Source organism: Halomonas sp. DP4Y7-1 (assembly GCF_019800705.1).
GTDB classification, from domain to species: Bacteria; Pseudomonadota; Gammaproteobacteria; order Pseudomonadales; family Halomonadaceae; genus Halomonas; species Halomonas litopenaei_A.
This window is the reverse complement of sequence record NZ_JAHVKS010000005.1, coordinates 15,521-30,520: the sequence shown is the minus strand read 5'-3', so window position 1 is coordinate 30,520 and position 15,000 is coordinate 15,521. Positions and strand designations below refer to the sequence as shown.

16 protein-coding genes are annotated in these 15,000 nt (G+C 60.3%); 1 reads left to right on the top strand and 15 read right to left on the bottom strand.

What is annotated here, in order from left to right:
• Positions 1 to 60: 60 nt before the first annotated feature.
• From pheS to KUV72_RS10920, 11 genes are all read right to left on the bottom strand, one after another.
• Positions 61 to 1,080, bottom strand: coding sequence for a phenylalanine--tRNA ligase subunit alpha (gene pheS / locus KUV72_RS10970; protein ID WP_206938518.1), 1,020 nt, complete (start codon positions 1,078 to 1,080; stop codon positions 61 to 63).
• Between the two features lie 153 nt (positions 1,081 to 1,233).
• Positions 1,234 to 1,587 carry a 50S ribosomal protein L20 gene (gene rplT, locus KUV72_RS10965; RefSeq protein ID WP_045991494.1) on the bottom strand — a complete coding sequence of 118 codons (354 nt, stop codon included), beginning with the start codon at positions 1,585 to 1,587 and terminating at the stop codon, positions 1,234 to 1,236.
• A gap of 36 nt (positions 1,588 to 1,623) precedes the next feature.
• Complete coding sequence (gene rpmI / locus KUV72_RS10960) at positions 1,624 to 1,818, bottom strand: 50S ribosomal protein L35 (protein WP_045991495.1); 195 nt, start codon at positions 1,816 to 1,818, stop codon at positions 1,624 to 1,626.
• Between the two features lie 86 nt (positions 1,819 to 1,904).
• Positions 1,905 to 2,444 carry a translation initiation factor IF-3 gene (gene infC, locus KUV72_RS10955; RefSeq protein ID WP_315857894.1) on the bottom strand — a complete coding sequence of 180 codons (540 nt, stop codon included), beginning with the start codon at positions 2,442 to 2,444 and terminating at the stop codon, positions 1,905 to 1,907.
• Positions 2,445 to 2,541: 97 nt separating this feature from the next.
• Positions 2,542 to 4,440 (bottom strand): threonine--tRNA ligase, encoded by a 1,899-nt coding sequence (thrS, locus tag KUV72_RS10950; RefSeq protein ID WP_222238398.1) that lies wholly within the window; start codon positions 4,438 to 4,440, stop codon positions 2,542 to 2,544.
• A gap of 243 nt (positions 4,441 to 4,683) precedes the next feature.
• On the bottom strand, positions 4,684 to 5,490 hold the full coding sequence (locus tag KUV72_RS10945; protein WP_206938504.1) for an OmpA family protein: 807 nt from the start codon (positions 5,488 to 5,490) through the stop codon (positions 4,684 to 4,686).
• Between the two features lie 319 nt (positions 5,491 to 5,809).
• Positions 5,810 to 6,277, bottom strand: a complete 468-nt coding sequence (locus KUV72_RS10940; RefSeq protein WP_222238396.1) for a DUF2489 domain-containing protein — start codon at positions 6,275 to 6,277, stop codon at positions 5,810 to 5,812.
• A 321-nt stretch (positions 6,278 to 6,598) separates the two neighbouring features.
• A complete protein-coding gene (gene cyoE, locus KUV72_RS10935; RefSeq protein WP_222238394.1) occupies positions 6,599 to 7,516 on the bottom strand; it encodes a heme o synthase in 918 nt (305 codons plus the stop codon).
• A complete protein-coding gene (locus KUV72_RS10930) occupies positions 7,509 to 8,663 on the bottom strand; it encodes a COX15/CtaA family protein (protein ID WP_222238392.1) in 1,155 nt (384 codons plus the stop codon). Before KUV72_RS10930 ends, cyoE begins: the two co-directional genes overlap by 8 nt.
• Positions 8,656 to 9,426 carry a hypothetical protein gene (locus KUV72_RS10925; RefSeq protein ID WP_222238390.1) on the bottom strand — a complete coding sequence of 257 codons (771 nt, stop codon included), beginning with the start codon at positions 9,424 to 9,426 and terminating at the stop codon, positions 8,656 to 8,658. Before KUV72_RS10925 ends, KUV72_RS10930 begins: the two co-directional genes overlap by 8 nt.
• A 23-nt stretch (positions 9,427 to 9,449) precedes the next feature.
• A complete protein-coding gene (locus tag KUV72_RS10920; RefSeq protein WP_222238389.1) occupies positions 9,450 to 10,169 on the bottom strand; it encodes an SURF1 family protein in 720 nt (239 codons plus the stop codon).
• Between KUV72_RS10920 and KUV72_RS10915 the strand changes: the two genes are divergently transcribed.
• Positions 10,168 to 10,359 carry a DUF2909 family protein gene (locus KUV72_RS10915; protein WP_206938492.1) on the top strand — a complete coding sequence of 64 codons (192 nt, stop codon included), beginning with the start codon at positions 10,168 to 10,170 and terminating at the stop codon, positions 10,357 to 10,359. The two genes, KUV72_RS10920 and KUV72_RS10915, sit on opposite strands and share 2 nt — an antisense overlap.
• A gap of 187 nt (positions 10,360 to 10,546) precedes the next feature.
• On the opposite strand, the gene KUV72_RS10910 is transcribed toward KUV72_RS10915, so the two are convergent.
• From KUV72_RS10910 to coxB, 4 genes are all read right to left on the bottom strand, one after another.
• Complete coding sequence (locus tag KUV72_RS10910) at positions 10,547 to 11,410, bottom strand: cytochrome c oxidase subunit 3 (RefSeq protein ID WP_206938490.1); 864 nt, start codon at positions 11,408 to 11,410, stop codon at positions 10,547 to 10,549.
• Complete coding sequence (locus KUV72_RS10905) at positions 11,407 to 12,039, bottom strand: cytochrome c oxidase assembly protein (protein WP_222238387.1); 633 nt, start codon at positions 12,037 to 12,039, stop codon at positions 11,407 to 11,409. Before KUV72_RS10905 ends, KUV72_RS10910 begins: the two co-directional genes overlap by 4 nt.
• A 17-nt stretch (positions 12,040 to 12,056) precedes the next feature.
• Complete coding sequence (gene ctaD, locus KUV72_RS10900) at positions 12,057 to 13,685, bottom strand: cytochrome c oxidase subunit I (RefSeq protein ID WP_206938486.1); 1,629 nt, start codon at positions 13,683 to 13,685, stop codon at positions 12,057 to 12,059.
• A gap of 96 nt (positions 13,686 to 13,781) precedes the next feature.
• Positions 13,782 to 14,912 (bottom strand): cytochrome c oxidase subunit II, encoded by a 1,131-nt coding sequence (gene coxB, locus KUV72_RS10895; protein ID WP_222238385.1) that lies wholly within the window; start codon positions 14,910 to 14,912, stop codon positions 13,782 to 13,784.
• Positions 14,913 to 15,000: the final 88 nt, after the last annotated feature.

Genomic DNA, 15,000 nt, shown 5'->3' with positions numbered 1-15,000 from the left:
TCCTTGACGTCCTGTTCACGCAGTCAATGTTCTTCGCAGGGCCGCTGTGCGGGCCTCTGATCAATGGAACTGGCGCAGGAAGCGCAGATCGTTCTCGAAGAACAGGCGCAGGTCATTGACGCCGTAGCGCAACATCGCCAGGCGCTCGGCCCCCATGCCGAAGGCAAAGCCTGTGTAGCGTTCGGGGTCGATACCACCGTGGCGGAACACCTCCGGATGCACCATGCCGCAGCCCATCACCTCCAGCCAGCCGGTGTGGGAGCAGACCCGACAGCCTTCTCCGGCGCACATCACACAGGCAATGTCGACCTCGGCAGATGGCTCGGTGAACGGGAAGTAGGACGGACGGAAGCGCACGGACAGGTCGTCACGCTCGAAGAACGCCTGCAAGAAGTCTTCGATGGTGCCCTTGAGGTCCGCAAAGCTGACGTCTTCCTCGATCAGCAGGCCTTCGACCTGGTGGAACATTGGCGTGTGAGTCAGATCCGAGTCGCTGCGATACACCCGTCCCGGGCACACGATGCGGATCGGGGGCTCCTCTGCCTTCATGGTGCGCACCTGTACGGGAGAGGTGTGCGTTCTCAGCAGTCGCGTGGCGTCGAAATAGAAGGTGTCGGCCATGCCACGGGCAGGATGGTGGGCAGGAATATTCAGCGCTTCGAAGTTGTGGTGGTCATCTTCAAGCTCAGGCCCTACCGCCACATCGTAGCCAATCCGCTTGAACAGCCCCTCGATCCGCTCCAGCGTTCGAGTCACCGGGTGCAAGCCACCAGCGGGCTGGCCGCGACCGGGCAGAGTGACGTCAAGACGCTCCGCAGCGAGCCTGGCGTCCAGTTCTGCCTTGGCCAGGGTGTCACGACGTGCCTCAAGCTCCTTGGCCAGCTCCTGCTTGGCCTGGTTGATGCGTTCACCTGCGGCCGGACGCTCTTCCGGCGGCAGCTTGCCAAGCCCCTTGAGCAGCGCCGTCAGCTCGCCTTTCTTGCCCAGATACCTGACACGAATATCGTCTAGCCCGGCCATGCCCTCGGCGGACTGGATGGCGTCGCGAGCTTGTTGAACCAGATCGGGAAGGTGGTCCATACGTTGAGCTCCGGTAGCGTTGATCTTTCTTTAGTGGAGAGTAGCGATGATAAAAGGGTCGCCAAAAAAACAGGGGAAGAGCGGCTGCTCTTCCCCTGGGGCGATCATGCACTGACCCTCCTTCAAGAGGGTCAGGTCATCCATCGAACGCGCTTACTGGGCAGCCTTGGCCTTTTCCACGATGGCAGCAAATGCCGCCTTCTCGTGAACAGCCAGGTCAGCCAGGACCTTACGGTCGATTTCGATGCCGGCCTTCTTCAGACCGCCAACAAAGCGGCTGTAGGACAGACCGTGCTGACGAGCACCAGCGTTGATACGCTGGATCCACAGGGCACGGAACTGACGCTTACGCTGACGACGGTCGCGATAGGCGTACTGACCGGCCTTGATGACGGCCTGCTTGGCTACGCGGAAAACACGCGAACGGGCACCGTAGTAACCCTTGGCCTGCTTCATGATCTTCTTGTGACGACGACGGGCGACGACACCACGCTTGACACGAGTCATAGCACTCTCCTGACGTTAAAGGGGGTTCACCAAGGATTAGACGTACGGCAGCATGCGACGCACGAGTGCCTTGTCGGCATCGTGGATCTGCTGCATGCCGCGCAGCTGACGCTTACGCTTGGTGGACTTCTTGGTCAGAATGTGACTACGGAAGGACTGCTTGTGCTTGAAGCCGTTAGCAGTCTTCTTGAAGCGCTTGGCAGCGCCACTGTTGCTCTTGATCTTCGGCATGAGAATAACTCCGCTCGAGTTTCTTTAGAAAATTCGGGGCCAATGGCCAGCTCTGGAGCTGGCCATTCGTTGGACGGGCCGTCGAATCACTTCTTCTTGGGGGCAATGATCATGATCATCTGGCGGCCTTCCATCTTGGGGAAGGACTCCACGGTACCGATCTCTTCGAGATCGGCCGCGATCCGCTCCATCAGCTTGCGGCCGATGTCCTGGTGCGCCATTTCACGCCCGCGGAAACGCAGGGTGACCTTGCCCTTGTCGCCACCTTCGAGGAACCGGATCAGATTCTTCATCTTGACCTGGTAGTCACCCTCGTCGGTGCCAGGCCGGAATTTGACTTCCTTGACCTGGATCTGCTTCTGCTTCTTCTTCTGAGCAGCTTTCTGCTTCTTCTGCTCGAAGACGAACTTGCCGTAATCCATGATCTTACAGACGATGGGATCGGCATTTGAAATCTGCACGAGGTCAAGGCCTTCAGCCTCGGCGCGCTCAAGAGCATCGCGGGTATCCACGATACCAAGCTGTTCGCCGTCAGCAGCGATCAGGCGGACCTGATCTTCGGTGATACGCTCGTTCATTGGCGGACGCTTGTCCTGGGGGCGTCCTCTGGGGTTGCTTCGCTTGATGGTTCCGTCTCCACTATAGCTTTGGAAGGTGCGAGAGCTGGGAAGGTGCGTGCCTTTACGAGCTTCGCACGAGGGGGCGGCCCATGCCGCCTACCCGTTAGTACCGCTCGGCCTGAACTCGCTCGATGAAGGCATCCACCGTCATGGTGCCTAGATTTTCGCCGCTGCGCGTACGCACAGCCACCGAGTCGGCCTCTACTTCCTTATCTCCGACCACCAGGAGATAGGGTACCTTCTGCAACGTATGCTCGCGAATTTTAAAGCCGATCTTCTCGTTCCTCAAGTCCGACTTGACGCGTAAACCGATTTTTTGCAGACGAGAGGTCAAAGCTTCGGCATATTCCTTCTGCGCGTCGGTGATAATCATCACCACCGCCTGCTCAGGAGCCAGCCACAAAGGCATGGCACCGGCATAGTGCTCGATCAGGATGCCGATGAAGCGCTCCATGGAGCCGACAATGGCACGGTGCAGCATGACGGGTGGCTTACGCTCGCCCTCTTCTGTCACGTACTGGGCACCCAGGCGAGTCGGCATCATGAAGTCGACCTGCATGGTCCCGACCTGCCATTCGCGGCCCAGGCAGTCCTTCATATGGTACTCGATCTTGGGACCATAGAAGGCACCTTCGCCAGGCAGTTCCTGCCATTCGACGTCGCAGGCCTCAAGCGCACCGCGCAGTGCGTTCTCGGCACGATCCCACGTCTCGTCATCACCGATACGCTTCTCAGGGCGCAGCGCGATCTTGATCGCGATGTCTTCGAAGCCGAAGTCACTGTAGACCTTCAGTGCCTGACGGTGGAAGCTGGTCACTTCAGGCTGGACCTGCTCTTCGGTACAAAAGATGTGCCCGTCGTCCTGGGTGAACGCACGCACGCGCATGATGCCGTGCAGCGCACCAGAGGGCTCGTTACGATGACACCCGCCAAACTCGCCAAAGCGAACCGGCAGTTCGCGGTAGCTGCGCAGTCCGGAATTGAAGACCTGAACATGCCCCGGGCAGTTCATCGGCTTCAGCGCGTATTCACGCTTCTCGGACTCGGTGAAGAACATGCCGTCGGCGTAGTTGTCCCAGTGGCCAGACTTCTTCCACAACGACACGTCCATGATCTGCGGGCAGCGGATCTCCTGATAGCCGCCCTCCTTGTAGACACCGCGCATGTACTGCTCGACACGCTGCCACAGCGTCCACCCATTGGGGTGCCAGAACACCATCCCCGGAGCTTCTTCCTGCATGTGAAACAGGTCAAGACGACGCGCCAGCTTGCGATGGTCACGCTTCTCGGCCTCTTCCAGCCGGTGCAGATAGGCCTTGAGCTGCTTCTTGTCGCCCCAGGCGGTGCCGTAGATACGGGTCAACATGGCGTTGTCCGCATTGCCGCGCCAGTAGGCGCCCGCCAGCTTGGTCAGCTTGAACGCCTTCAGATGACGGGTGTTGGGCACGTGAGGCCCGCGGCACATGTCGGTGTATTCCTGATGCCGGTACAGCCGGATGGTATCGCCCTCGGGAATGCCGCGAACGATTTCCTGCTTGTAGGGCTCGTCACGATGCAGGAACTCGAGCATCGCCTTGTCGCGATCCACGTACTCGCGGACCACATCGTATTCTTCATCGATCAGCTGCTTCATGCGCTTCTCGATGGTCTCGAGGTCTTCCGGGGTGATCGACTGGCCGAAATCGATGTCGTAATAGAAGCCGTCGGTGATCACCGGGCCGATGGCCATCTTGGCCTCGGGATAGAGCTGCTTGACCGCGTGCCCGATCAGGTGGGCGCAGGAATGCCGGATGATCTCCAACCCTTCCTCGTCTCTTGCGGTCAGGATCGCCACCTCGGCGTCCGTCTCGATCAGGTCCGCGGCGTCCACCAATACGCCGTCGATCTTGCCAGCCACGCAGGCCTTGGCAAGTCCCGGGCCGATGCTTTCGGCCAACTCCATGACGCTAAGGGGGGAATCAAAGGTTCTCTGACTGCCGTCAGGCAGTGTCACGATGGGCATGCAAGCTGTCCTTGTGCGCAGTGGTGATCCATACCAGGGATCACGTGTCGCCAAAATGGATTCAATGGGTGAAACAGCGACATAGCCTACCAGAAGCAGCGTCGTCGATGCCACGCCCTACCTTCGCGGCGGGCGAATGTCGCAACAAACTTGCGCGACCAAACGCAGCGAGGCGCCCGAAGGCGCCTCGCTGATGTCGTCGCGCTCGATCAGCTGATCGAGACAGACTCGGTCAGGGCAAACTTACTGCCACTCACCCAGCTCGACACGACGGTTTTCCGCACGACCTGCATCAGTGTCGTTGGTAGCGATCGGCTGCTCTTCACCGTAGCCGATAGCACGCATGCGGTTCGGCTGCACGCCCTGGCTGGCCAGGAAGCGAGCAACAGAAGCGGCACGCTCCTGAGACAGCTGCTTGTTGTAGGTGTCGGAACCGACGCTGTCAGTGTGGCCTTCGATGCGCACGCCGACGTTCGGGTTGGCACGCAGACGCTCAGCGATACCGACCAGTACCTGCTCAGCCTGAGCTGTCAGGGTGGCGGAGTCGAACTCGAAGTTCACGTCACGCAGGACCAGGTCCTTTTCGCAGCCCAGGGAGTTGACCTGGACGCCAGCCGGAGTACCCGGGCACTGGTCCTGGAAGTCCGGCACGCCGTCGTTGTCGGAATCCAGCGGGCAGCCCACGGCGTCAACCGCGACACCGGCCGGAGTACCCGGGCACTGGTCGTTGGCGTCATAAACGCCGTCACCGTCGGAATCCTTCGGAGCGTCCATCGGCTCTTTGTTCGGCTCAGCACACAGCAGAGCGCCAGCCACGGTGCCGACAGTAGCGCCAACAGCTGCGCCGGTTTCTTCGTCGTCGTCGCTGGTGGTGCCGTAGCCGATGCCGCCGCCGATCAGGCCGCCAGCAATACCACACACCATCGGGTGCTGGTACCACGGCTTAGCGTCGCTCATGCCGGAGGAAGACTGTGAAGCGGAGCTGGCGCAGCCAGAGAGGCCGACAACCAGAGCAGAACCGAGCAGCAAGCCAGTCGTTGATTTTTTCATTTAAGACTCCTTCTTCTTTCTGACACTCAATGCTGAATACGGGTAACCCTGTTCTTCAGCGGGTCCAATGTTGTGCCGATCGAGAAACAGGATAGGTACCCTACTTCCTCATAGGCAAGAAAAGCATGAAATATCGCGACTAGCCAGCCTGATAGCCTTCGATATCTCAACGTCTTCCGCCGACGGCCCATCGTGCAAGAAATGCGCTGCACGACCAATCCCTTGCAGGCGACATCATGACGTATCGCTTCTGTACAATCAAATTAGCACAGCCGATAGACGCCCGTCATTCACTTCATCGAACAGTGTTCGAGATCGCTCAATTGAGACTGTCGGGGTAACGGGCCTGAAAATCCAGCGCAGCCTGTGCCGCAGCCAGCACATCCTCACGATTTGCCTCTTCCACGGCCAACCTCTGCTTGTCCTCGGCAAACCGTTCTTTCGGTGTAAGTGCCTGACGAGCCTGGTGCGTGTGCAGATGCCGTGTCTGCTCGTACACCTCTGCGACAACGCGAAACTCGCGCCGCTCAAGCAGCGCAGGGTCGATCAGTTCAAACAGGACTTTCAGGCGCCAGCAGCCCTCTGTCACATCGACTTGTCGCTGCACCAGGGCCGACGCAACCAGTCCGATATTTTCCAGGCCGTTTTCCCGCGCGCGACGTTCCTCGTCTTGACGGAAGGCCTCGCGGCGACGCACTTCCTTGCGCAGTGACCAGGCGTACCCGCCCATGCCTGCAATCACGGCACAGCCAATTCCCAGCAGGACAAGTGCAAGCGTCGTGGACATAGAAGCCCCCTTTGCAATGGTCAAAGGGCGCATTCTACACATCCTGACAATGGGCGGAACCGGTTTCGCCGAGGGCGGACGTCCCCATCCGCGCCAACAGACCTGCACAGCGGCAGTCGGTCTCAGCCCCCCTTTCGAGGAAGCATAGCGGCTATCAGTGACGATCAGATGAACCCATGCCCCAGACCTACCACCGAGCCCTAACGTTGAAGGCCACAACCGAGGCATGAAATTGAAGCCTAAGCCCGAGACCTGACACCCAGCCCTAAATGCCGGGAATAGCTAAGAGCCCATCTGCAAGAGCGAACCTGAAAGAGAGCATCAGGCCGAGAGTGTCAGCACCAGAGACAGGTAGTGGTCGCTCAGCAACGCCAGAAACACGCCCAACAGATAGCGTATCGAGAACCAGAATGCCTGCAGCGGCACCTGTTCATCGCGACCACGCCAGACCCTCAGGTTCCAATGCATGAACCGTATATTCAGCAGCAGGACGCAGCATAAGTACCACCATCCACTCATGCCAATGACAAATGGCAACAGCGTCGCCGCGACCGTGAGCCAGCCGTAAAGCCACACCTGCAAACGCGCAAAGTCCAGGCCATGGGTCACCGGCAGCATGGGAATTCCGGCCTCGGCGTATTCGTCTCGCTTGTAGATCGCCAGGGCCCAGAAGTGCGGAGGTGTCCAGGCAAAGATAATCAGCACCAGCAACAGGGGCTCGGGCGCCATGGCGCCCGTCACCGCGGTCCAGCCCAACAGCGGTGGCGCGGCCCCGGCAACACCGCCAATGACGATGTTCTGCGGTGTGGCGCGCTTGAGAAAAACGGTGTACACCAGCGCGTAGCCCACCAGCGAGGCCAAGGTTAACCAGGCCGTCAGGTCGTTGACGGCGATGGCCAGCACCCCTACCCCCACCACGCACAGCGACAGCGCCCACCCTATTGCCAGGGGCGTTGATAGCCGACCTGAGGCCAGCGGCCGGCGAGCGGTGCGCCCCATTCTGGCATCAAGCTTGCGATCCACCACATGATTGATCGCTGCGGCTCCGGCCGCAGACAGGCCAATCCCCATTAGACCGAGCACCACCGTATCGAGCGGCGGCAAGGGCACCGCCAGCAGCATGCCCACCAGGACACAGACCAGCATCACCGCCACGACACGCCACTTGCACAGCACCAACAGGTCACGCCATACGGACACAGGCGCCATGCCGGGAACTACCGCTTGGCCATCACGCATGTAGCCACCCCCGCTTCTTGCGCTGGGGCTCACTACCGACATCTTGCCCAGAGCGTGAAGTTATCAAAGAGCCTGCGCTGCCGACTCGCCGCCGGTCGGCGTCCAGGTCATCCACAGCCAGTACCAGCGACGTTGGTCGACGTTGGCGGACCACCACGGCCGTGCTATAGCGCTGTTTCCAGACCACCAGCGTGAACGTGAACACCAGCAAAACAGCCCCCGCTGTATGCAGCAACGCCAGGCCAAGGGGTAGCCACCACAGTACATTGGCCACGCCCAGAGCGACTTGTAGCAGTAGCGCGGCAGCAAGGCTCACCAGCCAGGGCCGCATCTCGCGACGCCGCCAGTAACAGACCACGACGACCATCAAGGCGATGCCCAGCAACCCTGCCCCGAGGCGATGGGCTAGGTGGATGGTGGTTCGCGCCTCAGCATGCAAAGCCCCATGCAGGTAAGTGGGCCCCACTGCCTGGGTGAGATGAAAACCTTCCCCCCAATCGGTCTCCGGCCACCATTGTGTGTTGCAGGTAGGAAACCCCTGGCAGGCCAGTCCGGCGTAATTGCTCGACGTCCAGCCACCCAATGCCAGCTGCATCACCAATAGCAACAACGCGATGGTCAGCACACGACCGGGCCGACGCGCTGCGCCAACACCTTGGCCACGGGCCAGGCGCCTCAGGCGAAGATGCAGCCAGACGAAGAGGCTCATCACAGACAGTCCACCCAGCAAATGCAAGGTGACGACCTGAGGCCACAGCTTGAGGGTAACGGTATAAGCGCCAAAGGCGCCCTGCACCATCAACACCGCAAACAGCAGCAGCATCTGGCGCCAGGGCATGCCTTGCCGTCGACGGTGGGGCCAGGCGATCACCAGCAGGCTGACCACCAGCAATCCCAGCCCGCTGGCCAGATAGCGATGGATCATCTCCATCCAGGCCTTGGTGGCATCCAGCGGACTGTCGGGACTGTGTCGCAGCGCTTGGTCAGCATCCGGCACCATGAAGTTGCCATAACAGCCCGGCCAGTCCGGGCAGCCAAGCCCCGCATCAAGCAGCCGCGTCCATGCGCCTGCCAGAATCACCACCGCCGTGAAAGCGGCCCCCGCCAGGCTCAACACTCGCAACCAGAACAGCCGCCGATCATTCATAGGCCACCTCCCTGCTGACCAGCGACGTAAAAGCCTGTGCACTAGACAAGGCCATTGGCCGCGCCTCCGCCCAGGCCTCAGCGCCAGCTATAGCGATTGCATCAACGCGACCACCGAGAAAAGACATTGATCCGGACATCGAAGGAGGCCCATCAAGTGCGCCGGCAACCCCAGGCGTAGCCTGCTGATGCCTTGCCGCGGCTGGCCACTCTGGATTGCGTTTGAACAGGTGCTCGATGTCATCCATCACTGCCCTGGTATCTGTACCATCGGCATAGGCCACTGCCACATTCCCAACGGGATCCAGCAACCACGCTCTGCCTTGGCCACTCCACTCTGGCACCGTCGACCAACGCCAGAGGGATTCGCCGGGTAACGCAGGCGGCGTTCCGCCAATGCGAAGCCTGGTCAGCCGATGCGCTTCCTTACCCAATGCACGGTGCAACCGCCACCAACGGTCAGCATCTTCTTGGCAGCCACTACCGCAATCAAACACCAGCCGCCACGCCCTTGAACTCGCCATGGGTTCGCCGCTGGCCTGGCTGTCCTCATCAGCAGACCCTGTCACCCCCTGCCCCGTCTCCAGAGCTTCGATGGGCCACTCCGACAACACCGGCACCTGACTGTCGAGCGAGCCGTGTGCCGTTCGCTCAACGGGGATGCCGATACGCCATTCGGCCATGATCCACGCTACCAACATCGGTGCCACGAAGATCGATATCAGAGCGATCAGTTTCGTGCGCTGCCATGCCAATGCCGTCATGGGCCCTCCCGTCTTTTCGGTCGCTACCGTGCATCAAGGTCTGTCTTGATCAGCTGGTCCTGTCGCATCCGCCTGGCACCCACCACCAAAGCGATCGTCGCGACCCCTGCCAAGGCCCACCACTGCACCGCATAGGCAAGATGGCGCTCGGGGGGCATGACGCTGGGCACCCACCAATCAAGCAGATGGCCCTCGCCTTGCCGCTGGTGCAGCCAGCCGGGGTAGGTGAAAGGCTGCTGCCAGCTGGCCAGCTCGATTCGCTGCAACCGAGTGCCCTCGAGATTGTCACCAAAGCGTGGCGCGCGGCGGCTGTCGATCTGCCATTCGCCGCGGATCGTGACCGTACCCTCTGGCGTATCAGCGCTCGGTGCCATCCTTGAAACGCCGGTCTCGATAAACCCGCGCTCCACCAACCAACGCCGTCCCTCCAGGTCAACAAAGGGTGTGAGCACCGCCACACCCAGTTGCTGACCAAGGGTGCGATTATCCAGAAACAGGGTTTCGGCACCCATAAACCGCCCTTGTAACGACACTCTTGCGCCGTCTGGCGGTACTGTCTCTGGCATGTGCACCGTCGGTGCCGTATCGCGATGTTCCAGATAGAGGCGCTTGTCGGCAGCCCGCTCCCACTGCCATAGTCCCAGGCACACTCCCAGCACGATCAGCGCTGCGCAGAGCACGCACCACACCACCAATCGGGGCGACCACCGCCACTCACTGTCACCGGAACGGACGCTTGCCATGCTGCTCAAATCCCTGATCCTGATCGTCTTCATTGCCATGCTGACCAGCCTGGCCGCAGGCGTCGGATTCTTGCTCAAGGACGACAGTCAATCTCGCCGCCTGCTGATCTCCCTCAAGATTCGCGTTGGCTTGGCTGCCCTGCTCCTGGGCTTGTTGATCTATGGTTTTGCCAGCGGCACGCTTGGCTGAACCGATCAGTCCCTGACCCGCTCAGGTCGTTTTCTGTCTTGAGCATGTCTGTCTCAGTCAGCCCTGTCTCATTCAGCCCTGTCTCAGCCCACTTCTTCTCGACCGCTTCAGCCCTGTTGGTCTCGCCCCCCCCTCTGTGCCTTGAGGCGAGGGACGCGGGCTTGTCATCACCCGGTGCCTGTCAGCGTCAGAAAACGTAGACGAAGATGAAAAGCCCAAGCCATACCACGTCGACAAAGTGCCAATACCAGGCTGCGGCCTCGAAGCCGAAGTGGTTGGCGCCACTGAAGTGTCCCTTGCGTATGCGCAGCAGGATGCTGGCGAGGATGATGGTGCCGATGATGACGTGCAGGCCGTGAAAGCCTGTCAGCATGAAGAAGGTTGAACCGTAGATGCCGGCTTCAAGGGTCAGCCCGAGGTGATGGTAGGCCTCGTAGTACTCCACTCCTTGAATAATGATGAAGCAGGTCCCCAGCAGTACGGTGCCGAACAGCCAGTTATGCGTTGCCTGTCGCTCCCCCATCTTCAGCGCTTCATGAGCCACGGTAAGAGTGATGCTGGATGACACCAGCAACAGCGTATTGACCAGCGGCAGCTGCCATGGACTGAGAGTCTCCGCGGGTCCCGAAATGCGGCTATCCGGCGGATCGAGCAATGGCCAGCTGGCCGAAAAATCAGGCCAAAGCAGCGCCGTCACCCCCTTGGCGCCTTCGCCATCCAGCCAGGGCAGTGCCAAGGTTCTCACGTAGAAAAGCGCGCCAAAGAAGGCCGCAAAGAACATGACCTCAGAGAAGATGAACCAGCCCATGCCCCAGCGGAATGAGCGATCCATCTGCGCGTCGTACAGGCCTGCCATGGACTCTCGAATCACATCGCGAAACCACAGCACCATGACGGCGAGAATCCCCACCAACCCTGCCAACATCAGCGGTGACCCCACGGCTCCATGTACCAGCCAGGTGCCGCCTCCGACCATCATCACGCCCATCGCCAGAGAGCCCAGAATTGGCCACTTGCTGGTTGCGGGAACATAGTAGCTGCCACCACTCATGTTTCACCTCCTGAGGACCTGTCCGCCCAGCGCCGCGTGGCCACAGCGTCAATATGCTTGCCATCGTCCGACATCGCGGCTGTTACGGTGTCGTTTTCCTGGGGATATAGGGTGTACACCAACGTCACGGTCTTGATCTCGGGCGGCAAGTCCCTCGTCAGCTGAAACACCAGCGGCGCCGTAAAGCTTTCGCCCGCTGCCAGACGCTGGTTCTCGAAGCAGAAGCACACCAGCTTGCGGAGATGTAGCGATGCCGGCGACGGCGTCACACTTGGCACAGCTCGGGCCACCAGCGAGCGCTCACCAAGATTGCGAAAGGTGAAGTGCACCTCTGCGCTCTGCCCTGGATGCACCCGGATCTGGCGCTCCTCCACCTCTAGCCGCCATGGCAGGCCAGCCGCACCACGTGTCACGAACTGCATGGTCACGGTACGCTCGGCATCCACCTCCTGGTGCGCCAGAGACTGAGCGCTGGACGCTGTCTTGCCGTTCAGCCCCGTCACCTGACAGAAGACGTCGTAGAGGGGCACCAGCGCGAAGGCAAAGACGCACATACCCGCCAGCACCACCAGGGTCTTGATGACGGTGCGTCGTACCTGCGGCCTGCGATCCTCGACGACATTCACCATGGGCGATCTCCCGCACGTCAGTGTTCGACCGGTCGATACTGGGGCGGGTGCTCGAAGGTATGCAGCGGAGCCGGGCTTGGCACGGTCCACTCCAGGTCCTCAGCCCCGTCCCACGCCTTGGCGGGCGCGGTCTTGCCACCTCTTACACACATGATGACGATCACCACGAACAGCAGCTGCGAAAGGCCGAACATGAAGGCACCGATGCTCGACACCATGTTGAAGTCAGCGAACTGCAGCGAATAGTCGGGAATACGCCGTGGCATACCAGCGAGACCAGAAAAGTGCATCGGGAAGAACGTCAGGTTCACGCCAATGACCGACAGCCAGAAATGCCACTGAGACAACCGCAGGTGCGGATAATGGCCGGTCCACTTCGGCAGCCAGTAATAGACCGCCGCCATGATCGAGAACACCGCCCCTGGCACCAGTACATAGTGGAAATGAGCCACCACAAAGTAGGTGTCGTGATACTGAAAATCTGCTGGTGAGATCGCCAGCATCAAGCCCGAGAAACCTCCGATGGTAAACAGTACGACAAAGGCAATGGCAAACAGCATCGCCGGTTCAAAGCTGATAGAGCCGCGAAACAGTGTCGTGATCCAGTTAAACACTTTCACCCCGGTGGGTACCGCGATAAGCATCGTGCTGTACATGAAAAACAGCTCTGCGACCAATGGCAGCCCGACGACAAACATATGGTGCGCCCAAACCAGAAAGGACAGGATGGCAATGGACGCCGTGGCGTAGACCATTGAGGCGTACCCGAACAACCGCTTGCGCGCAAAGGTCGGGATAATCACCGACACGATGCCGAACGCCGGCAAGATCATGATGTAGACCTCGGGATGCCCGAAGAACCAGAAAAGATGCTGGAACAGCACCGGATCGCCGCCGCCCCCCGCGTTGAAGAAGCTGGTGCCGAAATTAATGTCCATCAGCATCATGGTGACAACGCCCGCGAGGACCGGCATCACGGCGATCAACAGGAAGGCGGTGATCAGCCACGTCCACACGAACAAGGTCATGTCCATCATGCGCATCCCCGGGGCACGCAGGTTGAGAATGGTCGCAATGATGTTGATGGCGCCGAGGATCGAACTGATTCCGGCAATATGCAGCGATAAGATAAAGAAGGTGGTGGACGGAGGTGCGTAGGTCGTCGACAGGGGGGCATAGAATGTCCAGCCGAAGTTCGGCGCACCGCCAGGCATGAACAATGTGCTCAGCATCAGCGTAAAGGCAATCGGCAACAGCCAGAAGCTGAAATTGTTAAGCCGCGGGAGCGCCATGTCCGGAGCCCCTATCTGGAGCGGCACCATCCAGTTGGCAAGACCAACGAAGGCAGGCATGACCGCGCCAAACACCATGATGAGCCCGTGCATGGTGGTCATCTGATTGAAGAATTCAGGCTGAACCAGCTGAAGTCCTGGCTGAAACAGCTCGGCCCGCACCACCAGGGCGAAGACACCGCCGATCAAGAACATGGTCAAGGAGAAGATCAGGTACAGCGTACCGATCTCCTTATGGTTGGTCGTCAGCACCCACCGCATCAGGCCGCGGGGTCGATGATGCTCGTGCTGGCCTGTCGCAGCGCTATCCGCTGCGGAGGATTGCAGACGATGCTTGGGAGGCAGTGACGCCATGGCGAAGTTCTCCCCGGTTGGCAGTCCGTCCGACACGGACCAGGTGTCAGCGTGTCACGTCAATCTGTGTATCGAGGCTGGGTGACGCACGGGGCGTCACTCGGCCAGCATTGCGGCGATCTCGGCGGGCTGGGTGACCTCGCCCGAGTCATTGCCCCAGGCATTACGTTCATAGGTGATGACAGCGGCTATCTCGACAGGATTCAGCGTGGTGCGAAACGCCGGCATGGCCGACCCCGACACACCGTTGACGACAGTGTCGATATGTCGGCCGGGATCATCCAGCAGCGCCTGGTTACCCGCCAGGGCGGGGAAAGCCGGCGGCAGTCCGCTGCCATCAGCCTGATGGCAAGACGCACAGATCGAGCCATACACCTGCTCGCCCCTGGCCATCAGCTCATCCATGCTCCACTCACGGTCGACGCCCTGCGCCTCCTGGGCGGCGGCCTCCTTGCGCTGTGCCAGCCAGGTGTCGAACTGCTCCTGCTCCACCGCCTCGACCACCACGGGCATAAAACCGTGATCCTTGCCACATAGCTCGGCGCACTGGCCGCGATAGATGCCCGGCTCGTTGATTCTTACCCAGTTCTCGTTGACGAATCCCGGCACCGCATCCTGCTTGACCGCCAGCTCCGGTACCCACCAGGAGTGGATGACGTCATCTGCCGTCAGCAGCAGACGCACCTTCTTGCCCACCGGCAATACCAACGGTTCATCGACTTCCAACAGATAATGGTCCCCCTTGGCGCTGTCACCGGTGATCTGTTCACGCGGGGTCGCAAGATTGGAGGTAAAGTCGACATCCTCACCCAGATAGCTGTAATGCCAGCGCCATTGCTGGCCCGTGACCATGACGTCGAGATCAGCGTCAGAGGCGTCATACATCTTCTTCAGCGTCGCCGTGGCGGGCACCGCCATGCCGACCAGAATCAGCAAGGGCAGCGCGGTCCAGATGACCTCTACCGTGGTGTGTTCATGAAACGTGGCGGCCTTGGCCCCCTGGGAATGGCGGTAGCGAAACAGCGAATAGAACATGGCGCCGAAGACCACCACGCCAATCACTACGCAGATCCAGAAAATCGTCATGTGCAAGGAGTGCACTTCACGACTCACGTCAGTGACACCGACCGGCATGTTCCAGTCAGCCGCGAGGAGAGGACCGCTCACTCCGGTCATCAGCGCTGCAACCAGCATTCCTGCAGTCATCCATACGTGGCGTATGCGCATCGATGCCTCCTGGAGCCTGTGTGATACGTCGGTTGTTATTCGTCTGTCGTGTTACGTCTGTGCCCGGTGGTAGATGCGGGCTGATCGG